This is a genomic window from Pseudomonas marginalis (assembly GCF_008692035.1).
Classification (GTDB): domain Bacteria; phylum Pseudomonadota; class Gammaproteobacteria; order Pseudomonadales; family Pseudomonadaceae; genus Aquipseudomonas; species Aquipseudomonas marginalis.
Map to the genome: position 1 here is coordinate 2,721,110 of NZ_VTFG01000001.1, position 25,149 is coordinate 2,746,258.

Here is a 25,149-nt window from a genome sequence, read left to right on the forward strand (position 1 = left end):
ATTACCCCGTGTTCTTTCATTTTTCATCGCTGTTGCCTTGACGACCGCCATCAGTCCAACGGCACCAACCATTGTCCACAGGCTTGGGCCAGGTGGTCGGTCAACAGGCCCAACAGCTGCCCGCCGCTGCGCCAATGATGCCAGTACAACGGCACATCGATGGGCTTATCTGGCATCAACTCGACCAGCACGCCTTTTTCCAGCTGGTCGCGCACCTGCAGTTCAGGCACCAGCCCCCAGCCGAGCCCGGCTTCCGCCAGGCGGATAAAGCCTTCGGACGATGGGCATAAATGGTGTTCGAAACCACCGTCCACGCCCAGAGACGCCAAATAGCGATGCTGCAGGAAATCATCCGGGCCAAACACCAGCGCCGGTGTGCGCGCCAGTTGGTCGGCACGCACACCTTCGGGGAAATGCCGTGCAACAAATGCCGGGCTGGCCAACGCCCGATAACGCATGGCGCCGAGCAACAGGCTGCGGGCTCCGGCCACCGGGCGCTCGCTGGCGCAGATACAGGCGGCCACCTCGCCGGCGCGCATGCGCTTGAGCCCCACCGTCTGGTCTTCTACCACCAGATCCAGCAGCAAATGCTGCTCGGCACAGAAGTCGCTGACCGCCTCGGCCCACCAAGTGGCCAGGCTGTCGGCATTCAGGGCGATGCGCAGGCGCTCAGGCATGCCTTCTTCGTCCAGCGCCGGCACCTGGCTTTGCAGGTCGCGCTCCAGCAGCCGCACTTGCTGCACATGGTTAAGCAAACGCCGACCGATATCGGTGGGCGCCGGCGGCGTAACCCGCACCAGCACCGGCTGGCCGATGCGTGCTTCCAATAACTTGATGCGCTGGGAAATCGCCGATTGCGACAGCCCCAATACCTGGGCACCGCGCTCGAAGCCGGCCTGTTCCACCACCGCCGCCAGGGCGGAAAGCAATTTATAGTCGAACATCAGTTTCTCTAATGAGCGATCAGCAATATTGGTTTTTCTTATACAGCCTGGGCCATGAGAATAGCCAGCATCGCTTCTCTCTTCATAAGGACCTTCAGCATGGCTGGCGAAACCGCCCTGGCAACCCTGCTGCGCAGCATGAGCCCGCAGCTCAATGACGGTGACTACGTGTTCTGCACCCTGCCTGACCATCGGATTCCGGCCGGTTGCGAGGCCATCGGCAGCTTTCGCGAACAGGAAGGCCTGACCCTGATCCTGGAGCGCCGGCAGGCGGAACAGGCCGGCCTGGCGTTCGACTACATCGCGGCGTGGATCACCCTGAATGTGCATTCAGCGCTGCAAGCCGTGGGCCTGACGGCCGCCTTCGCCAGCGCACTCGGCAAGGCCGGGATCAGTTGCAACGTGATCGCCGGCTACTACCACGACCACCTGTTCGTCGGCCGCGCGGATGCCGAGCGAGCCATGGACGTATTGCGGCAACTGGCAGCGACTTCGGAGTAATGGTTATGTGGCAAAGCTATCTGAACGGATTATTGGTGGCCCTGGGGCTGATCATGGCCATCGGCACGCAAAACGCATTTGTATTGGCGCAAAGCCTGCGCCGTGAACATCACCTGCCAGTGGCAGCGTTGTGCGTGGTGTGCGACGCCTTGCTCGTGGCAGCCGGGGTATTCGGCCTGGCGACGGTACTGGCACAAAACCCGCTGCTGCTGGCAATTGCCCGCTGGGGCGGCGCCGCGTTCCTGCTGTGGTACGGCACCCTGGCGCTGCGCCGGGCGTTTTCGACACAGGGCCTGGAGCAAGGGGGCGACCTCAAGGTCCGCTCATTGCGCGCCGTATTGCTCAGTGCCCTGGCGGTCACGTTGCTCAATCCGCATGTGTATCTGGACACGGTGCTGCTGATCGGCTCGCTGGGCGCGCAACAAACCGAACCCGGCGCCTACGTGGCCGGGGCCGCGAGTGCATCGTTGCTGTGGTTCGCCACCCTGGCGCTCGGCGCGGCCTGGTTGGCGCCGTGGCTGGCACGCCCGGCGACATGGCGCCTGTTGGACCTGTTGGTAGCAGTGATGATGTTCAGCGTGGCCTATCAATTGATCAGCGCCTGATGAATATTCCAAAACGCTCTGGAACCTCTATCCCACACAGTTGTTGCGTGGTTTTGCCGCACCCCCGGTGCTATGATCCGGACCCTGCGCCGCAAAGAGTACAAACTCCCCGGCGCTTGTTTGGCCGCCCGTGATCGGCCTTGCGCTCACCGCAACTGACCTGATTAGGAGAATCATCATGGCTTTCGAATTGCCGCCGCTGCCCTACGCACACGATGCCCTGCAGCCGCACATCTCCAAGGAAACCTTGGAGTACCACCACGACAAGCACCACAACACCTATGTCGTGAACCTGAACAACCTGGTGCCAGGCACCGAGTTCGAAGGCAAGACCCTGGAAGAAATCGTCAAGTCTTCTTCGGGCGGCATCTTCAACAACGCCGCTCAGGTCTGGAACCACACCTTCTACTGGAACTGCCTGGCACCAAACGCCGGCGGCCAACCTACCGGCGCGCTGGCTGAAGCCATCAACGCCGCGTTCGGTTCGTTCGACAAGTTCAAGGAAGAATTCACCAAGACGTCCGTCGGCACCTTCGGTTCCGGTTGGGGCTGGCTGGTGAAAAAGGCTGACGGTTCCCTGGCCCTGGCCAGCACCATCGGCGCCGGCAACCCGCTGACCAGCGGCGACACCCCGCTGCTGACCTGCGACGTGTGGGAACACGCCTACTACATCGACTACCGCAACGTGCGTCCAAAGTATGTGGAAGCGTTCTGGAACCTGGTCAACTGGAAGTTCGTCGCTGAGCAGTTCGAAGGCAAGACCTTCACTGCCTAAGCAACCCTTGCAGTAGAAAGAGCCCGGCGAATGCCGGGCTTTTTTATGCGAGGCGGGAATGATGGAACTCAGCAATGGGAACTTGCCACCTATACGGCGAGAGGAATCCCCCTCTTATCCAATATCGGAGAGTTCTCATGCCAATAGCAGAAACCGCAGCAGTCGGATTAGCCGTCGGGGTCGCCACCCAAGCGGCTCAAACCGCGCTCCCCGTAGTCGCTGATGTAGCCGCTCCTGTACTGGACAGCGCCGCACCAGGCGCAGGGCAAGCGCTCAAAGGAACAATCAACTTTGCATCTTCCGCCGCAGAGGTACTGCCGAAGATAGGAGGATAAAGAGGGAATGGCGGATCTCAATCCGCCTACAGCCCCCTCGCGCCCCAGTTTTATTTCTCACCCCACGCGACGCTGAGCCACAACGCTCCTCGACATTTTTCCCAAACCATCCCCAGCCGCAATGTTCCTTTGACTGCCAACCTCAGATTGCCAATACTCATGGCATATTGAAGGCCACCCGCATGAGACAAGGAATGCCCCTTTGAAGCTGGAACTCAAAAACAGCTTGTCGGTGAAGTTGCTACGGGTCGTGCTGCTGTCGGCGTTGATCGTGGGCGTGACGCTGAGCGTGGCGCAGATCGTGTTCGATGCCTACAAGACGCGCCAGGCCGTGGCCGGTGATGCCCAGCGCATCCTCGACATGTTTCGCGACCCCTCGACCCAGGCCGTCTATAGCCTGGACCGCGAGATGGGCATGCAGGTGATAGAGGGGCTGTTCCAGGACGAGGCGGTGCGCATGGCCTCCATCGGCCATCCCAACGAAACCATGCTGGCAGAAAAAAGCCGCGCCTTGCAGCACTCCCCCAGCCGCTGGCTCACCGACCTGATTCTTGGCCGGGAACGCACCTTCACCACGGCCTTGGTCGGCAAAGGCCCCTACAGCGAATATTACGGCGACCTGAGCATTACCCTCGACACCGCCACGTACGGCCAGGGTTTTATTGTCAGTTCGGTGATCATCTTCATTTCCGGCGTGTTACGCGCCTTGGCCATGGGCCTGGTGTTGTACCTGGTTTACCACTGGCTGCTGACCAAGCCGCTGTCGCGGATTATCGAACACCTGACATCGATCAACCCGGACCGTCCCAGCGAGCACAAGATCCCGCAACTCAAGGGCCACGAGCGCAACGAGTTGGGGTTGTGGATCAACACCGCCAACCAGTTGCTCGAATCCATCGAGCGCAACACCCACCTGCGCCATGAGGCGGAATCCAGCCTGCTGCGCATGGCCCAGTACGATTTTCTCACCGGCCTGCCCAACCGCCAGAAACTGCAGGAGCAACTGGACAAGATCCTCATCGACGCCGGCCGCCGCCAGCGCCGCGTAGCGGTGCTGTGCGTGGGACTGGATGACTTCAAAAGCGTCAACGAGCAGTTCACCTACCAGGCCGGCGACAAATTGCTGCTGGCCCTGGCCGACCGTCTGCGCGCCCACAGCGGTCGCCTCGGCGCCCTCGCCCGCCTGGGGGGCGACCAGTTCGCGCTGGTACAGGCCGATATCGACCAGCCCTACGAAGCGGCCGAACTGGCGCAAAGCATCCTCGACGACCTGGAGGCGGAGTTCGCCCTCGACCACGAGGAAATTCGCCTGCGCGCCACCATCGGCATCACCTTGTTTCCCGAAGATGGCGACAGCACCGAGAAGCTGCTGCAAAAAGCCGAACAGACCATGACCCTGGCCAAGAGTCGCTCTCGCAACCGCTATCAGTTCTATATCGCCAGCGTCGACAGCGAAATGCGCCGCCGCCGCGAGCTGGAAAAAGACCTGCGCGATGCCCTCAGCCGCGACCAGTTCCACCTGGTCTACCAGCCGCAGATCAGCTACCGCGACCAGCGTGTGGTAGGCGTGGAAGCCCTGATCCGCTGGCAGCACCCGGAACACGGCCTGGTGCCGCCGGACCTGTTCATCCCGCTGGCAGAACAGAACGGCACCATTATTCCGATTGGCGAATGGGTACTGGACCAGGCCTGTCGACAATTGCGCGAATGGCATGACCTGGGCTTCACCGAACTGCGCATGGCGGTCAACCTGTCCACCGTGCAGTTGCACCACACCGAGTTGCCACGGGTGGTCAACAACCTGATGCAGATCTACCGCCTGCCGCCGCGCAGCCTGGAACTGGAAGTCACCGAGACCGGCCTGATGGAAGACATCAGCACCGCCGCCCAACACCTGTTGAGCCTGCGCCGCTCCGGGGCATTGATCGCGATTGATGATTTCGGCACCGGCTATTCCTCCTTGAGCTATTTGAAGAGCCTGCCCCTGGACAAGATCAAGATCGACAAAAGCTTCGTCCAGGACCTGCTGGACGACGATGACGACGCCACCATCGTTCGCGCCATTATCCAACTGGGCAAAAGCCTGGGCATGCAGGTCATCGCGGAAGGCGTGGAAACCGCGGAGCAGGAGGCCTACATCATCTCCGAGGGCTGCCATGAAGGTCAGGGTTACTACTACAGTAAACCCCTGCCGGCCCGGGAGTTGGCGGCTTTTTTGAAGCAGGCGGAGCGCAATGGCGCGGCTATTCTCTGAGCGGACAAAACGATACTGAAGATTTCCCGCGTATAACCCTTTACACAAAATGCAAATCTTTCGCATTATGTCGCAGTTTTGCGCGACCCCCGCGCGCCCATCAACAACCGAAGCAGGATGTTCGCCATGATTCGTATGCCCCTGGCCACCGCCAGTCTGCTGGCCATTGCCATTTCTCTCGCCGGTTGCGGCGAAGGTAAAGACAAGCCCGCAGCCAACCAGGCGCCGACCCCGGCTGCCAGCACCACCGCTCCAGCGGCTGCCACCCCTGCCGGCCAGGTCGACGAAGCGGCCGCCAAGGCCGTGGTTGCGCATTACGCCGACATGGTCTTCGCGGTGTACAGCGATGCCGAGTCCACGGCAAAAACCCTGCAAACCGCAATCGACGCCTTCCTCGCCAAACCGAACGACGAAACCCTGAAGGCCGCCCGCGCCGCCTGGGTTGCCGCGCGCGTTCCGTACCTGCAGAGCGAAGTGTTCCGCTTCGGCAACACCATCATCGATGACTGGGAAGGTCAGGTGAACGCCTGGCCCCTGGACGAAGGTCTGATCGACTACGTCGACAAATCCTACGAACACGCTCTGGGCAACCCGGGCGCTACCGCCAACATCATCGCCAACACCGAAGTCCAGGTCGGCGAAGACAAGGTCGACGTGAAGGACATCACCCCGGAAAAACTCGCCAGCCTCAATGAGCTGGGCGGTTCCGAAGCCAACGTCGCCACCGGCTACCACGCCATCGAATTCCTGCTCTGGGGCCAGGACCTGAACGGCACCGGCCCAGGCGCCGGCAACCGCCCTGCGTCGGATTACCTGACCGGCGACGGCGCAACCGGCGGCCACAACGAGCGCCGCCGCGCCTACCTGACCGCCGTGACCCAACTGCTGGTCAGCGACCTGCAGGAAATGGTCGGCAACTGGAAACCCAATGTCGAAGACAACTACCGCGCCACCCTGGAGGCAGAACCTGCCACCGACGGCCTGCGCAAAATGTTGTTCGGCATGGGCAGCCTGTCCCTGGGCGAACTGGCCGGTGAACGCATGAAGGTTTCCCTGGAAGCCAACTCGCCGGAAGACGAACAGGACTGCTTCAGCGACAACACCCATTACTCGCACTTCTACGACGCCAAGGGCATCCGCAACGTCTACCTGGGCGAGTACACCCGCGTCGACGGCACCAAACTGACCGGCGCCAGCCTGTCGTCCCTGGTGGCCAAGGCCGACCCGGCGGCCGATACCGCGCTGAAAGCGGACCTGGCGGCGACCGAAGCGAAAATCCAGGTCATGGTTGATCACGCTCAGAAAGGTGAACACTACGACCAGTTGATCGCGGCCGGTAACGACGCAGGCAACCAGATCGTGCGTGACGCCATCGCCGCCCTGGTCAAGCAGACCGGTTCGATCGAGGCCGCGGCAGGCAAGCTGGGCATCAGCGACCTGAACCCGGATAACGCTGATCACGAGTTCTGATCAGTACGGTGTTGAATGAGGCGGCCTTCGGGTCGCCTTTTTTTTACCTGCCTTTCACAGTAGGACCGCCACCCCCTCCCACATTTGATTTGCGTCGCTTTCAAGGCCCGGTTTACATGCCCGGCACCCCAGGTAGAATGGCGCCTCTGCCCTATTTCGAGCTCACTTCATGGCGTTGCCGACCCTACGCATCATCGGTTTCATCATCGGCATCTTCCTGATCACCCTTGCGATCGCCATGGTCGTGCCCATGGCCACCCTGGTGATTTTCGAACGGACCAGCGACCTGCCCTCGTTCCTCTGGGCCAGCCTGATCACCTTTGTCGCCGGGCTTGCCCTGGTGATTCCCGGTCGTCCCGAACACGTGCACCTGCGTCCGCGAGACATGTACCTGCTCACGGTCAGCAGTTGGGTGGTGGTATGCGTGTTCGCCGCGCTGCCGTTCCTGCTGACCCAGCACATCAGCTACACCGACTCGTTTTTCGAAAGCATGTCAGGTATCACCGCCACCGGTTCCACGGTGCTGAGCGGCCTGGACACCCTGTCCCCCGGCATTCTGATGTGGCGCTCGCTGCTGCACTGGCTCGGCGGCATCGGCTTTATCGGCATGGCGGTGGCGATCCTGCCGCTGCTGCGTATCGGTGGCATGCGCCTGTTCCAGACCGAATCCTCGGACCGCTCGGAGAAGGTCATGCCCCGCTCGCACATGGTGGCGCGGCTGATCGTGGCGGCCTACGTCGGCATCACCATCCTCGGCAGCCTGGCGTTCTGGTGGGCCGGCATGGGCCTGTTCGATGCGATCAACCATGCGATGTCGGCGATTTCCACCGGTGGGTTCTCCACCTCGGACGAGTCCCTGGCGCACTGGAAACAACCGGCGGTGCACTGGGTGGCGGTGGTGGTGATGATCCTCGGCAGCTTGCCGTTCACCCTGTACGTGGCCACCTTGCGGGGTAATCGCAAGGCATTGATCAAGGATCAGCAAGTACAGGGCTTGCTCGGTTTGTTGCTGGTGACCTGGCTGGTGCTCGGCACCTGGTACTGGTGGACCACCAACCTGCATTGGCTGGATGCCCTGCGCCATGTGGCGTTGAACGTCACGTCGGTAGTGACCACCACCGGTTTTGCACTGGGGGACTACAGCCTGTGGGGCAATTTCTCACTGATGCTGTTTTTCTACCTGGGCTTCATCGGTGGCTGTTCCGGCTCCACGGCGGGCGGGATCAAGATTTTCCGCTTCCAGGTCGCCTATATCCTGCTCAAGGCCAACTTGAACCAACTGATTCACCCGCGTGCGGTGATCAAGCAGAAGTACAACGGCCACCGCCTCGACGAAGAGATCGTGCGTTCGATCCTGACCTTTTCGTTTTTCTTCGCCATCACCATCTGCGCCATCGCCCTGGCCTTGTCGCTGCTGGGCCTGGACTGGATGACCGCACTCACCGGCGCCGCCAGCACCGTGTCCGGCGTCGGCCCGGGCCTGGGGGAAACCATTGGCCCGGCCGGCAACTTTGCCAGCCTGCCGGATGCGGCCAAGTGGATCCTGTCCCTGGGCATGCTGCTGGGCCGGCTGGAAATCATCACAGTCTTTGTTCTGTGCATCCCTGCATTCTGGCGTCACTGACCGTCGACGCGTCCTGCAGTCGCGCCCGGTATTCGCCGGGCGTGGCATCGAACCAGCGGCGAAACGCGCGAAAGAAGTTGCTCGGGTCGGCAAAGCCCAGCAGGTAGGCGATCTCCAACAGGGTCATGCTCGGCTGCGCCAGGTATTGCTCGGCCAGTTCGCGGCGGGTGTCGTCGAGCAGGGTCTGGAAACTCGTGCCCTCTTCCTGCAAACGCCGCTGCAAGGTGCGCTGGGACAGGTGCAGGGTCTGGGCCACCACTTCGCGCTTGGGCTCGCCCTGGGGCAGCAGTCGGCACAGCACCTGCCGCGCCTTGTGGGTCACACGGCTTTCGGAGAACCGCGCCAGGTACTCACCGGCAAATCGATCGTGCAACAGCGCCATGGCCTCGTTGGCCGTGGGCAGCGGCGCGTCCATGTCGGCGCGCTCAAAGATCAGCGCGTCATACGGCGCATCGAACTCCAGCGGGGCATGGAACGCTTGTTTATAGGGGGCCAGGTCCCCCGGTTGATCGCCCTGCAACAGCACTTTGCGGGGTTGCAGGGTCCGCCCGGTGAGCCAGCCGCACAGCGCCAACGCACAGGCCAGGGAGGCTTCGGCGCTTTGCCGCGTCGGCGGAAGATGATCGCCATGCACCGTCAGAATCAGCGCATAGCCTTCAGGTAATAGTCGAAAACTCAAGTCGGCGCTTTCGGCGATGATCCGCTGGTAACGCACCAGGCGCATAAAGCCCTCGGCCAGGGTGTTGCTGGACATCAAGGCGTAACCGGCCACATGAAACGACGCCGGGCGCACCACCTTGCCCATGTTCAGGCCAATCGCCGGGTTGCCCGACAGCTCGACCGCGCGCTGCCACAGGCGAGTCATGGAGTCTTGCGGGAACCGTGCATCGGGGTCACTCAGGGCGGCGTAGTCCAGGCCCAGTTGCTTGAACAAGGCGCGGCAATCCAGGCCGTCCATTTCCAGTGCCTTGACTATCCCCATCGCCCAGCTTGCAGAAGTTGTTCGTTCGCTCATGGCGTCTTCTTAATAAAGCAGGCTCAAAATGGCAGCCAGGAAAGCCAAGGATACTAAAGTGGCATCTATTGTCACTGGCTGTTACCACTGATCACTCTAGACTCAAATAAGCTCCCCGCCGAACATCTGTTCGGCGGCACAACAATCAAAGGGCCGGCTGCAGTGGAAAACCTCAAGCGATTCAACAGCTTTGCCGAGTTTTACCCCTATTACCTGACCGAGCACGGCAACAGCACCTGCCGGCGCCTGCACTTTATCGGCACTACCCTGGTGATCGGCATCCTGGCCTATGCCATCGGCAGGGGTTCGCTGGTCCTGTTGTTGGCCGTGCCGATTGCCGGCTACAGTTTTGCCTGGATCGGGCACTTCTTCTTCGAAAAGAACCGTCCGGCGACCTTCCAGCACCCGTTCTACAGCTTGCTCGGGGATTTTGTGATGTACCGCGACATGATCCTCGGCAAGGTGCCGTTCTGAGCGATGTGACCTCTTGTCACTTGCGTAAAAACGATAAAAGGTTCGTACAGCCGGCGATATAAAAGTCTTTTTGTCATTTACAGTGCTGTATCCTGCCAAGGCTTTTTGAGAGCGCGGAATCACCTGCGATTGAAAAAACAGACTTTGCGAGGAGCGACGACGATGCACGAGATACCTAATCTCCCCTTCCCAAGCCTGCACGAAACTGAGCAGCCAACACCGCAGCAGGCCAGCGCGAAGCAGCCTGAGGCCAAAGAAGCAAAACCAGTCGACAGCAAGAGCCAGGACTGACGCCGTACCAGACCGTGTGGAAAGCGTACCTTTGAACGCTTTCCACACTGCCTGAATCACCCCCGAGGTACCCGCCATGACAGACACCCTCCCGGACACCGCCGTACTCGACACCGCCCTGCAGATGGTCGACGTGTGGAACCGCCTCAGCGCGGACAAACAAGCCTTGCTGCTCAAGCGCTTCGGCACCCAGGAAAACGCCCTGGCCGCCCTGGTCACCACCCAGTTACTCGCCCCCCTTCAAGCCTGACGTCTTTTTGATCTGACGTTTTTGCGTTTTACCGCCCTGCGCACGCCCAAGCCCCGGTATCATTAGCAGCCTATCTTTACCTGCTGCGACAGTGGACCTCTCCCATGCCAGATACCCAGCGCCCCCTGGCGGTAACGCTGCAAGTTGTTTCCATCGTGTTGTTCACCTTTATCGGCTACCTGAATATCGGCATTCCCCTGGCCGTGTTGCCGGGCTATGTCCACAGTGAACTGGGCTACGGCGCGGTGATCGCCGGCCTGGTGATCAGCGTGCAGTACCTGGCCACGCTGCTGAGCCGCCCGTATGCAGGCAAAATCATCGATAACCTGGGCAGCAAGCGGGCGGTGCTGATCGGCCTGGTGGGCTGCGGCGCGAGTGGCGTGTTCATGTTGCTTGCGGCGTGGTTTTCAAGCGTGCCGGCCGTCAGCCTGGCCAGCCTGCTCATTGGTCGATTGGTACTGGGCAGCGCAGAAAGCCTGGTGGGCTCAGGTGCCATCGGCTGGGGCATCGGCCGGGTGGGCGCGGCCAATACCGCCAAGGTCATTTCGTGGAACGGCATCGCCAGTTACGGCGCGCTGGCGGTCGGTGCGCCGTTGGGTGTGCTGCTGGTGCGGAATTTCGGACTGTGGAGCATGGGTGTCAGCATTATCCTGCTGGCGCTCGTCGGCGTGCTGCTGGCCTGGAACAAAGTGGCCGCCCCCATCGTCGCCGGCGTGCGCCTGCCGTTCATGAACGTACTGGGCCGAGTCCTGCCCCACGGCTGCGCGCTGGCCCTGGGCTCCATCGGCTTTGGCACCATCGCCACCTTTATCACCCTGTATTACACCACCCAGCACTGGGATAACGCGGTGTGGGCATTGAGCCTGTTCGGCGCCAGCTTTATCGGTGCGCGCCTGCTGTTCGGCAACTTGATCAACCGTATCGGCGGCTTTCGCGTGGCGATCGCCTGCCTGTCGGTGGAGATCCTCGGCCTGCTGCTGTTGTGGCTGGCGCCGGATGCCAACCTGGCCCTGGCCGGCGCGGCGTTGAGCGGTTTCGGCTTTTCCCTGGTGTTTCCGGCGCTGGGGGTGGAGGCGGTCAACCTGGTGCCCGCATCCAGCCGTGGTTCGGCGGTGGGCGCCTATTCGCTGTTTATCGACCTGTCGCTGGGCATTACCGGGCCGCTGGCCGGGGCCGTGGCGGCAGGTTTCGGTTTTGCGTCGATCTTCCTGTTCGCCGCCCTCGCCGCCCTCGGTGGGCTGCTGCTGAGTGTCTACCTGTACCGGCAAGCACCCAAGGCCCGCGAAGCGCGCGATGCCTAGAAGTCGACCTTGCCGCGCCCGGCCTTGATGCTGCCGCGCTTGGTCTTGGATTCCAGGCGCCGCTTTTTCGAGCCCAGGGTGGGCTTGGTCGGGCGGCGCTTCTTCTCGACCTTGGTGGCACTGAGGATCAGCTCCACCAGGCGCTCCAGCGCGTCGGCGCGGTTCTGTTCCTGGGTCCGGTACTGCTGGGCCTTGAGCACCAGCACGCCTTCGCTGGTGATACGGCTGTCACGCAGTGCCAGCAGTCGCTCCTTGTAGAACGCCGGCAGCGACGACGCCGGAATATCAAACCGCAGGTGCACCGCGCTCGACACCTTGTTGACGTTCTGCCCGCCGGCGCCCTGGGCGCGAATGGCGGTCAGCTCGATTTCGGCATCGGGCAGGTGCACGTTGTTGGAAATAACCAGCATCACTCAATAAACCCTAGGCAACAGACACACCCAATCAGGACAACAACCTCAACAACAAGGACGCATGACAATGAAAAGACTATTGATCACTTTGCTCGGCACCTTATCACTCATTCAAACGTCACTGTCCTTTGCAGATAACGCCAATGGCAAAAACCTCTATTCACAGCGCTGCGCCATGTGCCACGGGCCGGACCTCAAGGCAACGGGGCCGTTGGCCAATAAAAGCAACCCGCCTACACCTGACCTGACAACCCCAGCCTTCAAAAAACGGCTGGCGGCTTACCCGGGCGTTATTGTGTCGTCGGTCATACTTCGCCCGAATGGAGACCTGATCCCAAAAACGCTGCGCGAGAATGGGGTGAAGGTCGCGCCGCATGCCTGGAACGTTAAGGACTTTCGCGACTTGAATGAATACATGAGCGGTGTGATTTCAAAAAGTTGACGGCTTCAAACCGCAAAAAACCCCGCGCCCTATGCAGGATGCGGGGTTTTCCAGGTAGGCGCCTGTTTACTTCAACGCTGCACTCGCGGTGCTCAACGCCGCTTCAGCACTGCGCTTGTTCTTGATCCAATAACACACAGCCATAAACGCCACCCACAGCGGGATCGCGTACACCGACACCTGGATTCCCGGAATCATCAGCATGATCACCAGGATAAACACCACGAACGCCAGGCACACATAGTTGCCATACGGGTACCACAGCGCCTTGAACAGCGGCACCTGGCCGGTGCGGTTCATGTGCTGGCGGAACTTGAAGTGGGAGAAGCTGATCATCGCCCAGTTGATCACCAGCGTGGCCACCACCAGGGACATCAGCAATTCCAGCGCATGTTGCGGGATGAAGTAGTTCATCAACACCGCCACCAGCGTGACCGCCGCCGAAGCGAGGATCGAACGCACCGGCACGCCGCGCTTGTCGATCTTGGCCAGCGCCTTGGGCGCATCACCCTGCTCAGCCATGCCCAGCAGCATGCGGCTGTTGCAGTAGGTGCCGCTGTTGTACACCGACAACGCCGCCGTCAACACCACGAAGTTGAGGATATGCGCGGCGGTGTTGCTGCCCAGCATGGAGAACACCTGCACGAACGGGCTGCCACTGTAGGCATCGCCGGAGGCGTTGAGGGTGGCCAGCAGGCTGTCCCATGGCGTCAGCGACAGCAACACCACCAGGGCGCCGATGTAGAAGATCAGGATGCGGTAGATCACCTGGTTGATCGCCTTGGGGATCACGGTGCGTGGCTGGTCGGCTTCGGCGGCGGTAAAGCCGAGCATTTCCAGGCCGCCGAAGGAGAACATGATGATCGCCATGGCCATCACCAAGCCGCCCACGCCATGGGGGAAGAAGCCGCCGTGTTCCCACAGGTTGCTCACCGAGGCTTGCGGGCCGCCGCTGCCGCTGACCAGCAGGTAGCTGCCCAGGGCGATCATGCCGACGATGGCCACCACCTTGATGATGGCGAACCAGAACTCCGCTTCACCAAAGACTTTGACGTTGGCCAGGTTGATCAGGTTGATCAGCACGAAAAACGCCGCCGCCGACACCCAGGTCGGGATCTCCGGCCACCAGTAGTGCACGTATTTGCCGACGGCTGTCAGCTCGGACATGCCCACCAGGATGTACAGGATCCAGCAGTTCCAGCCCGACAGGAAGCCGGCGAAACCGCCCCAGTACTTGTGGGCAAAGTGGCTGAAGGAACCGGCGACCGGCTCTTCGACGATCATTTCGCCGAGCTGGCGCATGATCATGAAGGCAATGAAGCCGCAGATGGCATAACCCAGGATCATCGACGGGCCGGCGGATTTGAGCACGCCGGCCGAGCCCAGGAACAGGCCGGTGCCGATGGCGCCACCGAGGGCGATCAACTGGATATGCCGATTTTTCAGGCCGCGTTTCAGCTCGCCTGAAGAGGAATGGGGTTCACTCATGAAAAGGGTCTCACGCAAGGTTTGATAATGTTGAATGCAGGTTGCTGCCTTGAATTACCGACTCAAGCAGCGCCGCTCAAACCCCAGCGCAGGCACCAGGAGTACAGCGTCTTTCTAACCGTCATGCGTCACCTGTTTGTTTTTATCTGTGACGAAATCGAACCCGCCGGGCTCGTGGCCAGGCGGAGTGATCAGGGTGGGTAAACCCTGAGGTCTTGGCCTTTTGCGTGGTTACGCAAGGGGGTCACAGTAAAACGCGGCGCATTGTACACCGCTCGACAGCTTCAAGCCGTACCCGCAGAGCACGTGCGACGATCTGTCAGGTATTCCTTACGGCGGTAAATAGGGCAATCATGCCGCGAGCTACACGTAAATTAATCGTTACAGCCTGGAAAATCGGCGTTACAGCTGTAAGTTTTTGAAAAAATGGCGGTAGGAAAATTCATCACCATTAGCGACGCCAGCTCACTGTATTTGCTGAAGAAAAAAAGCCGGCGAAAAAACAGAAGAAAAAATCCAAATGAGACCGTGTCAATAAATTTTTTGCATTACCAAACACTCTCACCTAGGTTCTTTCACTTGCCCAGCGAAGCCCGCTGGCAAGCCGTTCTCAAACAACGTCCTCTAGGAGATACACCATGCAAGCACTGGAAAACGACCTGGAAACCGAACTGCAACTCGACGATTGGTTTGAAGCGCCGACCCACGAGGCCGCCGTTGAAATGATGCAAGCCGATGCCGTTGTGCCATTTGGCACGGCGATGTGGCCTTTCTGACACCCGGCACGTATTCGGCAGGTGCTGTGCACGGCACCTGCCTCCTTACCCAAGGCACACAAGGACATACGTCATGGACAAGGCCCGCGCCGTTGAACACTTTCTCTACTACCTTGCACACCATCCGGCCCTCGGCGGCCTGAACTGCCCCACCGTGCTGCTGGGCCACACCGAGCGCTACGACGCCATCGCCCAGGCGATCGCCCAGAGCAGCGCTGCCCGTTTCAACTTCCAGGTGCAGCGCCTGGACCTGGCCGACAGCGACAGCCTGGCGCAGGCCATCGAAGCCTGCGACCTGTACCTGTTCCTCTACGATTCCTCCACCCTGCCCAACCCGCGCGCCGAAGGCCCGGACTTTATCCGTGCCCTGCAAGGCGTGATGGCCGAACACTGGAAGAAATCCCTGCTGTTCAAGGATTACGGCGACTATTTCTACGACACCTTCAGCGTCGAGCCGCAGCGCATCGCCGACCTCAACGCCACACTGATCCGGCGCATGTCCCAAGCCGCTGTGCTGAGTTTTACCGACAAACACGGCTCACGCCTGCAGGCGCCCATGAGCAGCATCAAGAAGTGGACCAATATCAACGGCATCGGCAACCACGACCTGGCCCCCGGCGAAATCGCCACCCACAGCGAAGCCATCAATGGCCAGGTGCGGTTTGTCGGCACCTTTCTCAGCACCATCCCCTTCGCGCGCAAGTACGGCGTGCTGCAATCACCGCTGGAACTGTGGATCGAAAACTCGACCATCTGCAGCGTGGCCAGTGACGTGCCGGGGCTGGCCGACGACTTCAATAAATACCTGAATGCCAACCCGTCCAATCGCAGGGTGGAGGAACTGGGGATTGGCACCAATGAAGGGGTGAAGGACCTGTACGCGCGCAATGCCGGGTTCGAGGAGCGCCATTGCGGCTTGCACCTGGGCTTGGGTGGCGGGCAGAAAGGCAGCCATCACCTGGACCTGATCTTTGCCAGTGGGGTATTGGCGCTGGATGACAAACCGGTGTTTGACGGCACTTTTGCGTTCTGAACACCGAGCTTGAAAATGATGGAGATCCAGCGGTGGGAGCAAACCCTTTCCCACATGTTTTACCTCTATTCCAAGGCAAAAAAAAACGCCAACCCTAGGGTTGGCGTTTGTGTGCAGCGGTTACATCACTGCGGCTTCTTGCGACCAAAGCCTGGACGCTGACCCGAACCGGCCGGTGCGCCACGGCGCTTGCCCGATGGCTCGTCCGCCACCAGCTTCAGGCCTGGGCGCTTTTTCGGCGCTGGCTTGGCCGGGCGCTTGGTGTTGGCGCTGTCGGCTGGGTGATCGGATGCCGGAGCACCGCGACCGGCGTCACCACGGTTGCTGCGACCACCGCTTGGCGCGTCACCACGACCGGCTGGGCGTGGGGTGCGTGGCGCACGTTCGCCTTCCTGGCGCGATGGCGCGGTGGGGCGACGCTCGCCTTCGATATGCGGTTGACGCGAGATACGCCCGCCGGTCGCCGGTGCATCCAGCGCCGGGCGCAGGGTGCGGGCAACACGTTCGGTGCGGGCCACGGGGCGCGACGATTTACGCTGCATACGATCGAGCTTGTCTTTGCTCTTGGCGTTCATCTGCGGCATGGCGACCGGCGTCAGGCCGACTTCGGCGCTGAGGATGTCGACTTCGTACTGGCTCATTTCGCGCCAGCGGCCCATCGGCAGGTCGGAGTTGAGAAACACCGGGCCAAAACGAACGCGCTTCAGGCGGCTGACCACCAGGCCCTGGGATTCCCACAGGCGACGCACTTCACGGTTACGGCCTTCCATCACCACGCAGTGGTACCAGTGGTTGAAACCTTCACCGCCCGGCGCCTGCTTGATGTCGGTGAACTTGGCCGGGCCGTCTTCCAGCACCACGCCGGCCTTGAGGCGTTCGATCATCTCGTCATCGACTTCACCACGCACACGCACGGCGTATTCGCGGTCCATCTCGTAGGACGGGTGCATCAGGCGGTTGGCCAGTTCACCGTCGGTGGTGAACATCAGCAAGCCGGTGGTGTTGATGTCGAGACGACCGATGTTGATCCAACGGCCTTCCTTGGGCTTGGGCATCTTGTCGAACACGGTCGGACGGCCTTCCGGGTCGTCACGGGTGCAGATCTCGCCATCGGGCTTGTTGTACATGATCACGCGGCGCACCGATTCGGCGGCCTCTTCACGCTTGATGACCTTGCCATCAATGGTGATTGCATCGTGCAGGTCGACGCGCTGGCCAAGGGTGGCCTCGACGCCGTTGACCTTGATGCGCTTCTGGGTGATCCAGGCTTCGACGTCGCGGCGCGAGCCCACGCCGATACGCGCCAGCACCTTTTGCAGCTTTTCGCCTGCAGGGCCGATTTCCTGGCTGTCGTTCTGGTCTTTATCGTTCATCTTAAGCACCTCCCGGTGGGTCGATTCAGGCGTGGCCTGAAGAGTGTTGAAAGCGGGGCTTTGGCCGAATAGGTCGGCAAAGGGTCGCGAATCATACGCCCATGGCGCGCATTGCGCATCAGAGACTAGTCGATAAGCGCCAGGTCATTGCTTTTTCCGCCGACCGGCGATGCCCAGGGCACCACTGAACCCTTGTGGGAGGGGGCTTGCCCCCGATTGCGGTGTGTCAGTCTCAATCTCTTTAACTGAACCACCGCTATCGGGGGCAAGCCCCCTCCTACATTGGACTGCGTCAGTCTTCGAACTGGCGGCGTTCTGCCTCGATGGCCTCGGCCAGTGCCCGGGCTTCGTTTTCTTCGTCGCTCAGGGGCGGTTGTTCGAGGGCGGCGACGGCGGCCAGGAGTTTTTCGCGGGCTTCGGCCACGCCGAGGATATCGTCCTCAGGTTCAGGCTCGACCTCCACGCTCACCTGGGCGTCCGGCTCGGCCGCACCATCGCGCAGCAAGTCATCAAAGTCGGTCTTGATGCCCTGCTCCATGTCGTCCAGTTCCAGCAACAACGTATGGAAACTGGTTTCGTCCTTGGGCTCTTCCGGCTCGGCGGTGGCGTCGGCCAGTTCCTGCAGGCTCGCCGGGACCGGGGCGTCGTCGAAGTCAAGTACCGGCTCGGCTTCCATCTCGCGCAATTCGGCCAGGGGCGGCAGGTCGTCGAGGTTTTTCAGGTTGAAATGGTCGAGGAACACCTTGGTGGTGGCGAACATCGCCGGTTTGCCGGGCACGTCGCGGTAGCCGACGATGCGGATCCACTCACGCTCCAGCAGCGTCTTGACGATATGGCTGTTGACCGCCACGCCCCGCACGTCCTCGATTTCGCCACGGGTGATGGGCTGGCGATAGGCGATCAGCGCCATGGTCTCCAGCATCGCCCGTGAATAGCGCTGCGGGCGCTCTTCCCAGAGGCGGCCGACCCACGGGGAAAACTTCTCACGGATCTGCAGGCGATAACCCGACGCCACCTCGCGCAGTTCAAAGGCGCGGCCGTCGCAGGATTTGCGCAGGATTTCCAGTGCCTTCTTGAACACCGGCGGTTCAGGGCGCTCGGCTTCCTCAAACAGTTCGAACAGACGCTCCAGGGATTGCGGCTTACCCGAGGCCAGGAGAAAGGCCTCCAGTAACGGGGCCAGTTCGCGGGGTTCAGTCAGATTCATCGTTTCAGCTCTTTATTCGGCTCGCGCCCGCACGTGGATAGCCGCAAAAGGCTCATTCTGGACCAGCTCGACCAAGGACTCCTTGACCAGTTCGAGGACCGCCATAAAGGTCACCACCACTCCCAGGCGCCCTTCTTCCGCCGTGAACAGCTCCACAAACGGCACAAACCCGCCGCCCTTGAGGCGTTCGAGTACATCGCTCATGCGCTCGCGGGTGGACAGGGCCTCGCGGCTGACCTGGTGGTGCTCGAACATATCGCCACGGCGCAGCACCTCGGCCATGGACATCAGCAACTCTTCCAGGCTCACGTCCGGCAGCAGCTTGCGTGCACGGGCCTCGGGGGCGTCGAGCTTGGGTACCACCACGTCGCGACCGACGCGGCTCAGGCCGTCGATACCTTCGGCGGCGGCCTTGAAGCGCTCGTATTCCTGCAGCCGGCGGATCAGTTCGGCGCGCGGGTCGTCCTCTTCGGCCTCGACCGTCTCCGCGCGCGGCAACAGCATGCGCGACTTGATCTCGGCGAGCATGGCGGCCATCACCAGGTACTCGGCAGCCAGTTCCAGGCGTACCGACTGCATCAATTCGACATAGCCCATGTACTGGCGGGTGATTTCCGCCACCGGGATGTCGAGGATGTTGATGTTCTGCTTGCGGATCAGGTACAGCAGCAAGTCCAGCGGGCCCTCGAAAGCCTCAAGGAAGACCTCCAGGGCGTCCGGCGGAATGTACAGGTCCAGCGGCATTTCCAGCACCGCCTGGCCGTAGACCATGGCAAACGGCAGCTCCTGCTGGGCGCCCGCCTGGCTGTCGACGGTTTCCACGGCTGACATTCAGGCCTCGGCCATAAAGGGCGCAGGATCGCCGCAACCGACACGGATCACTTCAGGTTCGCCGTCGGCCAGGTTGATCACGGTGGAGGCCTTGTTGCCGCCGAAACCGCCGTCGATGATCAGGTCGACCTGTTTTTCCAGCAATTGGCGCATTTCGTATGGGTCTTCCAGGGGCTCGGTGTCGCCGGGCATGATCAGCGACACACTCATCAACGGCTCACCCAGCTCGGCCAGCAACGCCAGGGCGATGGGATGCTCCGGCACCCGCAGGCCAATGGTGCGTTTTTTCGGGTGCAGCAGCAGGCGCGGCACTTCGCGGGTCGCGTTGAGGATAAAGGTGTAGGGCCCTGGCGTGTGGGCCTTGAGCAGGCGGAAGGTGCCGGTGTCGACCTTGGCGAACAGGCCCAGCTGGGACAAGTCGCTGCAGATCAGCGCGAAGTTGTGCTTGTCATCCAGCTGGCGCAGACGTCTGACACGCTCGACAGCGCCCTTGTCACCGATCTGGCAACCGATGGCGTAGGACGAATCGGTCGGGTAGATCACCACACCGCCGGCGCGAATGATCTCTACGGCCTGCTTGATCAGGCGCGCCTGGGGGTTTTCCGGATGAATCTGGAAGAATTGACTCACGGGTTCTACCTGTTCAGACGGTGGCAATAATGGGGTCATGCTTGAATCTCCCCCACAACAGCGGCAAATCTTCCGGGACCGCGCGGTACTCGCCGATCTCGGACCAGCCGCCAGGGCCATGAAAGTCACTGCCGGCGCTGACCAGCAGACCAAATTCGCGAGCAAGGATCGACAGGCTGCCCACCTGTTCGGCGGGTTGAAAGCCGTTGACCACTTCAATCGCGTGACCGCCAGCTCCAATATAGTCGCCAATCAGCTTGCGACGCTTGCTGCGGGTGAAATCGTAATGCCAGGGATGGGCCAGGCTGACCCAGGCTCCGGAGGCCCGCAGGGTCTCGACGGTGTCTTCGAGGGTCGGCCAATGTTGCTTCACATCGCCCAACTTGCCGGCGCCCAGCCACTTGCGAAAGGCTTCGGCGCGGTCTTTGACAAAACCCTCACGCACCATCCAGTCGGCAAAGTGCGGACGGGCCGGCGCGTTGCCGCTGTCACCCAGTTCCTGCTGGATGGCGCGGGCGCCGTCGAGGGCGTTGGGCATGCCTTTGAGGCTGAGTTTTCGGCTTATTTCTTCGGACCGCAGCCAGCGGCCATCGTGCAATTGCGCGATAGCCTCCACCAGCGGCGGCGCTTTTTGATCGAAGCCGTAGCCGAGCACATGAATGGTGGCGCCGCCCCAGGTGCAGGACAATTCCACCCCGTTGACCAGCTGCATGCCCAGGGCATGGGCCGTTGTACGGGCTTCGTCGAGGCCTTCGAGGGTGTCGTGGTCGGTCAACGAGAGGACTCGCACGCCTTTTTCAAACGCACGCGCAACCAGTACCGCGGGCGCCAGGGCGCCGTCGGAGGCCGTGCTGTGGCAGTGCAAATCAACATTCACGGGGGGGTGTAACCTCAAGTCAGCTGGCGCTATCGCAACCAAGGATGTTTGTTATTATGCCGCCACATCCAGCTTCTGGCTCTTACTGTGAAACAATTCATCGACTTCATCCCGCTGTTGCTGTTTTTCATCGTTTACAAACTCGACCCCAGGGTCATCGACCTGGCCGGCCATGAGCTGACTGTCGGCGGCATCTACAGTGCCACCGCCGTGCTCATCATCAGCTCTGTGGTGGTCTACGGCGCCATCTTCATTTCCCAGCGCAAACTGGAAAAAAGCCAGTGGCTGACCCTGGTCGCCTGCCTGGTCTTCGGCAGCCTGACCCTGGCCTTCCACAGCGAAACCTTCCTGAAATGGAAAGCGCCGGTGGTGAACTGGCTGTTCGCCCTGGCGTTCATCGGCAGCCACTTCATCGGTGATCGCCTGCTGATCAAGCGGATCATGGGCCACGCGCTGACCCTGCCGGAACCGGTGTGGACACGCTTGAACCTGGCCTGGATCGCGTTTTTCATCTTCTGCGGCGCCGCCAACCTTTTCGTGGCGTTTACCTTCCAGGACTACTGGGTCGACTTCAAAGTGTTCGGCAGCCTGGGCATGACCGTGCTGTTCCTGGTCGCCCAGGGCATCTACCTGTCGCGCCACCTGCATGACACCGAGCCTACTACGCCGAAAACCGAGGACTGACATGCTCTACGCCATCATTGCCACCGACGTCGCCAACTCGCTGGAAAAACGCCTGTCCGTGCGCCCGGCCCACGTCGAGCGCCTGAAAGTCCTTCAAGCCGAAGGCCGCATCGTGCTGGCCGGCCCGCACCCGGCCGTGGACAGCAACGACCCGGGCGACGCCGGTTTTACCGGTAGCCTGATCGTCGCCGAGTTTGCCTCGCTGGCCGATGCCCAGGCCTGGGCCAAGGCCGATCCCTATGTCGCCGCAGGGGTCTACGCCGACGTAGTGATCAAACCCTTCAAGCAAGTCCTGCCCTGATCCCGATTGCGCCGAACCTATTGAGTACGGCGCACTCCTAATTGCTCATTATTTTCGGCAACCTGCCGACAACGTTCTGAATATTCGTGTGGAATCAGGAGTTCCGATGCGCTTACGTCAGTTGTGTCTGTTGGCAGTGTTAATGATCGGGGCTACGGCCCACGCTGAAGAAACCTCGAGCACCGGCAGTTCCACGCCCCTGTCCTTGAGCGCCGGCGCCCAGATCACCGAGTTGCAGCAACGTTTGAAAGAAAGCGAACGGCAACGTGAAGAACTGAGCAAGCAACTGCAAAGCGCGGATGCCACCCGCGAAAGCGCTCAATTGAGTCGCCTTCGCCAGGAGAACCAACGCCTGGCCCAGCAACTCAAAGATGCACAGGGCGGCGCCTTGACCCGCTGGCTGACCGAGCAGCAACAATGGTTCGTCACCGGTGGGGCCGTCGCACTGATCGCCCTGTTGTGCGGGATCTTCGCCAGCGGTGGGCACCGTCGCCGTCGACAATGGCTAAATTGAGTGAGTCATGAGCGAGCTGTTACTGATAGATGATGACCAGGAGCTCTGCGAGCTGCTGAGCAGTTGGCTGAGCCAGGAAGGTTTCCAGGTGCGCGCCTGCCACGACGGCTTGAGCGCACGCAAGGCCTTGGCCGACAGCGCCCCGGCAGCGGTAGTGCTGGATGTGATGCTGCCCGACGGCAGCGGCCTGGAGCTGCTCAAGCAATTGCGCAACGACCACCCGGAGCTGCCGGTGCTGATGCTTTCGGCGCGGGGCGAACCCCTGGACCGCATCCTCGGCCTGGAATTGGGCGCCGACGACTACCTGGCCAAGCCCTGCGACCCGCGCGAACTCACCGCGCGGCTGCGCGCGGTATTGCGCCGCAGCCACCCGGCCGCCGTGTCCAGCCAACTGGAACTGGGCGACCTGTGCTTCAGCCCGGTGCGCGGCGTGGTCAGCATCGATGAGCAGGAGTTCACCCTCACCGTCTCCGAAAGCCGCCTGCTGGAAGCATTATTGCGCCAGCCCGGCGAACCGCTGGACAAGCAGGAACTGGCGCAGATCGCCCTGGGCCGCAAGCTGACCCTTTACGATCGCAGCCTGGACATGCACGTCAGCAACCTGCGCAAGAAGATCGGCCCGCACCCCGATGGCCGGCCACGGATCGTGGCGTTGCGCAGCCGGGGCTACTACTACAGCCTCTAAGTCCCCTTCGCTCCTGCAGGGTTTTGTCAGTTCACAACAAAACCCTCTTTACCCAAGCTTTACCCACACCTGACCGCCGCTGACCTTGATCTCCGTAATCTACTCACATCCGGACTCACCGGAATAGAGACAGGAGAATCACCATGCGCAAGACCCTTATCGCTTTGATGTTCGCCGCCGCCCTGCCGACCGTTGCCATGGCCGCACTGCCTGAAGGCCCGGGCCCGATGGGCGGCCCTGAAGGGCACATGATGGGTGGCCCGGGCCACGGTGGTGAACACGGTCCGCGTGGCAAAGGCGGCCCTTTCAGCCAACTGGACCTGAGCCGCGAACAGCGCGAGCAGATCGGCAAGCTGATGGGTGACCAATGGCACGCTCGCAAAGACCTGGTCAAAAAGTACCTGGACAAGCTCCCGGCCGCCGACCAGAAAGCCATGCAGGATGAAATCGCCGCCGGCAAGCAGAAGACCCAGGCCGATATCCGTGCCGTGCTCAAGCCTGACCAGCAGAAGAAGTTCGACGAGATCGTCAAGAAGCAAGAACAGCGCCGTGCCGAATGGAAGGAATTCCAGGCCTGGAAAGCGCAACAGCCGCAAAAAGCGCAATAATGCCCCCGCGTTAACACTCCCAGCCCAGTGGCCACCGCCACTGGGCTTTTCCTGTTTGAGGGTTTCCTGTGCGTTCATTGTTCTGGCGCATCCTGGCCAGTTTCTGGCTGGCCATCGCCCTGGTTGCCGGGTTGTCGATCCTGCTTGGGCACATGCTTAACCAGGATGCCTGGATTCTCAGCCGCCACCCCGGCCTCAATAACCTCGCGCAAGAGTGGACCCAGCTCTACGAAGCCCAGGGCGAGGATGCTGCCCAGGACCTGCTGCAACAGCGCAAGCGCCAGTACCACATCGACGTGCAAGTGCTCAACGAAAGCGGCGAGCCGGTGGTGCGCGGCACTTTCCCGCGCCGCGCCGCTGCCTTTGAAGCCCGGCAGAACGACAGCAAGGAAGGCCATCTGCCCTGGCGACGCCTGACCGCCGAGTACACCAGCGAGAAGACCGGCGACACCTACCTGTTGATCTACCGCATCCCGCACCCGGAGCTGGACGAGTGGCACCGCAGCAGCCTGGCATGGCCCTTGAGCGCACTGGTGATTGCCCTGGTGGTGCTGACCTTGTTCAGCCTGTTCGTCACCTTGTCCATCACCCGTCCACTGAGCCGCCTGCGCGGCGCGGTGCATGACCTCGGCCAGGCCACCTACCAGCAGAACAGCCTGGCGCAACTGGCCAACCGCCGCGATGAGTTCGGCGTACTCGCCACCGACTTCAACCGCATGGGCGCACGCCTGCAAAGCCTGATCGGCAGTCAACGCCAGCTGCTGCGCGACGTGTCCCATGAGCTGCGCTCGCCCCTCGCGCGCCTGCGCATCGCCCTGGCCCTGGCCGAACGCGCCAGCCCCGAAGAACGGGAAAAACTCTGGCCACGCCTGACCCGCGAATGCGACCGCCTGGAAGCGCTGATCAGCGAGATCCTGGTACTGGCCCGCGTCGATGCCGACAATGCCAGCGCCGAAGACGTCGACCTCATCGCCCTGCTCAAAACCCTGCAAAAGGATGCCCAACTCAGCGCGCCGGACCAGGTGGTGCAACTGAGCACCGACGCCGACCTGCAACTGAAGGGCTGGCCGACCATGATCGAACGGGCTGTGGATAACCTGCTGCGCAATGCCCAGCGCTTCAACCCGCCGGGGCAACCGATCGATTTGCACGCCCAGCTCCAGGGCGAACGTATCCTGATCAGTGTGCGCGACCATGGCCCCGGTGTGGACGCCGAACACCTGAGTCAACTCGGTGAACCGTTCTACCGCGCTCCCGGCCAGACCGCCCAAGGCCACGGCCTGGGCCTGGCGATCGCGCGACGCGCGGCCGAACGCCACGGTGGCAGCCTGATCCTGGCCAATCACCCAGCCGGTGGTTTTATCGCCAGCATCGACCTGCCGTTGGAACCGGGAGTTGTCACGCCGGTGTGATGATCTTCTATAGTGGCCCTTCTCTTACGGAGGGCC

General features: G+C 61.5%; 27 protein-coding genes. 18 read left to right on the forward strand and 9 right to left on the reverse strand.

Annotated elements, in window-relative coordinates; all coding sequences use genetic code 11:
• Positions 1-50: 50 nt before the first annotated feature.
• Positions 51-944 (reverse strand): LysR family transcriptional regulator ArgP, encoded by an 894-nt coding sequence (locus FX984_RS12765; RefSeq protein ID WP_027605587.1) that lies wholly within the window; start codon positions 942-944, stop codon positions 51-53.
• Between the two features lie 99 nt (positions 945-1,043).
• Between FX984_RS12765 and FX984_RS12770 the strand changes: the two genes are divergently transcribed.
• The 6 genes from FX984_RS12770 to FX984_RS12795 all read left to right on the forward strand — a co-directional run bounded on the left by FX984_RS12770 (position 1,044) and on the right by FX984_RS12795 (position 8,508).
• A complete protein-coding gene (locus FX984_RS12770) occupies positions 1,044-1,445 on the forward strand; it encodes an ACT domain-containing protein (protein WP_027605586.1) in 402 nt (133 codons plus the stop codon).
• Positions 1,446-1,450: 5 nt separating this feature from the next.
• Positions 1,451-2,050: a LysE/ArgO family amino acid transporter gene (locus FX984_RS12775; RefSeq protein WP_027605585.1), complete on the forward strand. Its 600-nt coding sequence runs from the start codon at positions 1,451-1,453 to the stop codon at positions 2,048-2,050.
• A 178-nt stretch (positions 2,051-2,228) separates the two neighbouring features.
• Positions 2,229-2,825 carry a superoxide dismutase gene (locus FX984_RS12780; RefSeq protein WP_003212997.1) on the forward strand — a complete coding sequence of 199 codons (597 nt, stop codon included), beginning with the start codon at positions 2,229-2,231 and terminating at the stop codon, positions 2,823-2,825.
• A 537-nt stretch (positions 2,826-3,362) separates the two neighbouring features.
• Positions 3,363-5,414 carry a putative bifunctional diguanylate cyclase/phosphodiesterase gene (locus tag FX984_RS12785; RefSeq protein WP_027605584.1) on the forward strand — a complete coding sequence of 684 codons (2,052 nt, stop codon included), beginning with the start codon at positions 3,363-3,365 and terminating at the stop codon, positions 5,412-5,414.
• A 126-nt stretch (positions 5,415-5,540) separates the two neighbouring features.
• On the forward strand, positions 5,541-6,884 hold the full coding sequence (locus tag FX984_RS12790) for an imelysin family protein (RefSeq protein ID WP_146477322.1): 1,344 nt from the start codon (positions 5,541-5,543) through the stop codon (positions 6,882-6,884).
• Positions 6,885-7,053: 169 nt separating this feature from the next.
• Positions 7,054-8,508, forward strand: a complete 1,455-nt coding sequence (locus FX984_RS12795) for a TrkH family potassium uptake protein (protein ID WP_027605582.1) — start codon at positions 7,054-7,056, stop codon at positions 8,506-8,508.
• On the opposite strand, the gene FX984_RS12800 is transcribed toward FX984_RS12795, so the two are convergent.
• Positions 8,465-9,523, reverse strand: coding sequence for an AraC family transcriptional regulator (locus FX984_RS12800; RefSeq protein ID WP_146477319.1), 1,059 nt, complete (start codon positions 9,521-9,523; stop codon positions 8,465-8,467). The two genes, FX984_RS12795 and FX984_RS12800, sit on opposite strands and share 44 nt — an antisense overlap.
• Before the next feature lie 162 nt (positions 9,524-9,685).
• On the opposite strand from FX984_RS12800, the gene FX984_RS12805 reads away from it, so the two are divergent.
• The 3 genes from FX984_RS12805 (at position 9,686) to FX984_RS12810 (ending at position 11,839) form a co-directional block, all read left to right on the forward strand.
• Positions 9,686-9,997, forward strand: coding sequence for an Mpo1-like protein (locus FX984_RS12805; RefSeq protein WP_146477317.1), 312 nt, complete (start codon positions 9,686-9,688; stop codon positions 9,995-9,997).
• A gap of 367 nt (positions 9,998-10,364) precedes the next feature.
• Positions 10,365-10,538 carry a hypothetical protein gene (locus FX984_RS32475; protein WP_162844272.1) on the forward strand — a complete coding sequence of 58 codons (174 nt, stop codon included), beginning with the start codon at positions 10,365-10,367 and terminating at the stop codon, positions 10,536-10,538.
• A 104-nt stretch (positions 10,539-10,642) separates the two neighbouring features.
• Positions 10,643-11,839 (forward strand): MFS transporter, encoded by a 1,197-nt coding sequence (locus FX984_RS12810; protein WP_092358414.1) that lies wholly within the window; start codon positions 10,643-10,645, stop codon positions 11,837-11,839.
• On the opposite strand, the gene arfB is transcribed toward FX984_RS12810, so the two are convergent.
• The gene (gene arfB, locus FX984_RS12815; protein WP_017139168.1) at positions 11,836-12,249 is read right to left on the reverse strand and encodes an alternative ribosome rescue aminoacyl-tRNA hydrolase ArfB; all 414 of its coding nucleotides are present in this window, start codon (positions 12,247-12,249) and stop codon (positions 11,836-11,838) included. The genes FX984_RS12810 and arfB overlap by 4 nt on opposite strands.
• Positions 12,250-12,319: 70 nt before the next feature.
• Here arfB and FX984_RS12820 point away from each other — a divergent pair, with 70 nt between their 5' ends.
• The gene (locus FX984_RS12820) at positions 12,320-12,694 is read left to right on the forward strand and encodes a cytochrome c (RefSeq protein WP_027605578.1); all 375 of its coding nucleotides are present in this window, start codon (positions 12,320-12,322) and stop codon (positions 12,692-12,694) included.
• Between the two features lie 66 nt (positions 12,695-12,760).
• On the opposite strand, the gene FX984_RS12825 is transcribed toward FX984_RS12820, so the two are convergent.
• The gene (locus tag FX984_RS12825; protein WP_146477315.1) at positions 12,761-14,182 is read right to left on the reverse strand and encodes an amino acid permease; all 1,422 of its coding nucleotides are present in this window, start codon (positions 14,180-14,182) and stop codon (positions 12,761-12,763) included.
• A gap of 638 nt (positions 14,183-14,820) precedes the next feature.
• Between FX984_RS12825 and FX984_RS32480 the strand changes: the two genes are divergently transcribed.
• Both FX984_RS32480 and FX984_RS12830 read left to right on the forward strand, forming a co-directional pair.
• Positions 14,821-14,958: a hypothetical protein gene (locus FX984_RS32480; RefSeq protein ID WP_003175756.1), complete on the forward strand. Its 138-nt coding sequence runs from the start codon at positions 14,821-14,823 to the stop codon at positions 14,956-14,958.
• 73 nt (positions 14,959-15,031) lie between these two features.
• A complete protein-coding gene (locus tag FX984_RS12830; protein WP_027605575.1) occupies positions 15,032-15,991 on the forward strand; it encodes a CgnE/CgnB domain-containing protein in 960 nt (319 codons plus the stop codon).
• Positions 15,992-16,116: 125 nt separating this feature from the next.
• Here FX984_RS12830 and rluB read toward each other — a convergent pair whose 3' ends face one another.
• From rluB to FX984_RS12855, 5 genes are all read right to left on the reverse strand, one after another.
• Complete coding sequence (gene rluB, locus FX984_RS12835) at positions 16,117-17,364, reverse strand: 23S rRNA pseudouridine(2605) synthase RluB (RefSeq protein WP_027605574.1); 1,248 nt, start codon at positions 17,362-17,364, stop codon at positions 16,117-16,119.
• A 292-nt stretch (positions 17,365-17,656) separates the two neighbouring features.
• Positions 17,657-18,571 carry an SMC-Scp complex subunit ScpB gene (scpB, locus tag FX984_RS12840; RefSeq protein ID WP_146477313.1) on the reverse strand — a complete coding sequence of 305 codons (915 nt, stop codon included), beginning with the start codon at positions 18,569-18,571 and terminating at the stop codon, positions 17,657-17,659.
• Between the two features lie 12 nt (positions 18,572-18,583).
• On the reverse strand, positions 18,584-19,402 hold the full coding sequence (locus FX984_RS12845; RefSeq protein ID WP_065925916.1) for a segregation and condensation protein A: 819 nt from the start codon (positions 19,400-19,402) through the stop codon (positions 18,584-18,586).
• Positions 19,403-20,032, reverse strand: a complete 630-nt coding sequence (locus FX984_RS12850) for an L-threonylcarbamoyladenylate synthase (protein WP_027605571.1) — start codon at positions 20,030-20,032, stop codon at positions 19,403-19,405.
• 13 nt (positions 20,033-20,045) lie between these two features.
• Positions 20,046-20,909 carry a PHP domain-containing protein gene (locus FX984_RS12855; RefSeq protein ID WP_027605570.1) on the reverse strand — a complete coding sequence of 288 codons (864 nt, stop codon included), beginning with the start codon at positions 20,907-20,909 and terminating at the stop codon, positions 20,046-20,048.
• Positions 20,910-20,996: 87 nt separating this feature from the next.
• Here FX984_RS12855 and FX984_RS12860 point away from each other — a divergent pair, with 87 nt between their 5' ends.
• The 6 genes from FX984_RS12860 (at position 20,997) to FX984_RS12885 (ending at position 25,113) form a co-directional block, all read left to right on the forward strand.
• Entirely contained in the window at positions 20,997-21,593 is a 597-nt protein-coding gene (locus tag FX984_RS12860) for a septation protein A (protein WP_027605569.1), read from the forward strand.
• A gap of 1 nt (position 21,594) precedes the next feature.
• Complete coding sequence (locus FX984_RS12865) at positions 21,595-21,894, forward strand: YciI family protein (protein WP_027605568.1); 300 nt, start codon at positions 21,595-21,597, stop codon at positions 21,892-21,894.
• A gap of 106 nt (positions 21,895-22,000) precedes the next feature.
• Positions 22,001-22,408 carry an SH3 domain-containing protein gene (locus tag FX984_RS12870; protein WP_027605567.1) on the forward strand — a complete coding sequence of 136 codons (408 nt, stop codon included), beginning with the start codon at positions 22,001-22,003 and terminating at the stop codon, positions 22,406-22,408.
• A 7-nt stretch (positions 22,409-22,415) separates the two neighbouring features.
• Positions 22,416-23,093, forward strand: a complete 678-nt coding sequence (locus tag FX984_RS12875) for a response regulator transcription factor (RefSeq protein ID WP_027605566.1) — start codon at positions 22,416-22,418, stop codon at positions 23,091-23,093.
• A 143-nt stretch (positions 23,094-23,236) separates the two neighbouring features.
• Positions 23,237-23,701 (forward strand): LTXXQ domain protein, encoded by a 465-nt coding sequence (locus tag FX984_RS12880; protein WP_027605565.1) that lies wholly within the window; start codon positions 23,237-23,239, stop codon positions 23,699-23,701.
• Between the two features lie 68 nt (positions 23,702-23,769).
• Positions 23,770-25,113 carry a sensor histidine kinase gene (locus tag FX984_RS12885; protein ID WP_092358406.1) on the forward strand — a complete coding sequence of 448 codons (1,344 nt, stop codon included), beginning with the start codon at positions 23,770-23,772 and terminating at the stop codon, positions 25,111-25,113.
• Positions 25,114-25,149: the final 36 nt, after the last annotated feature.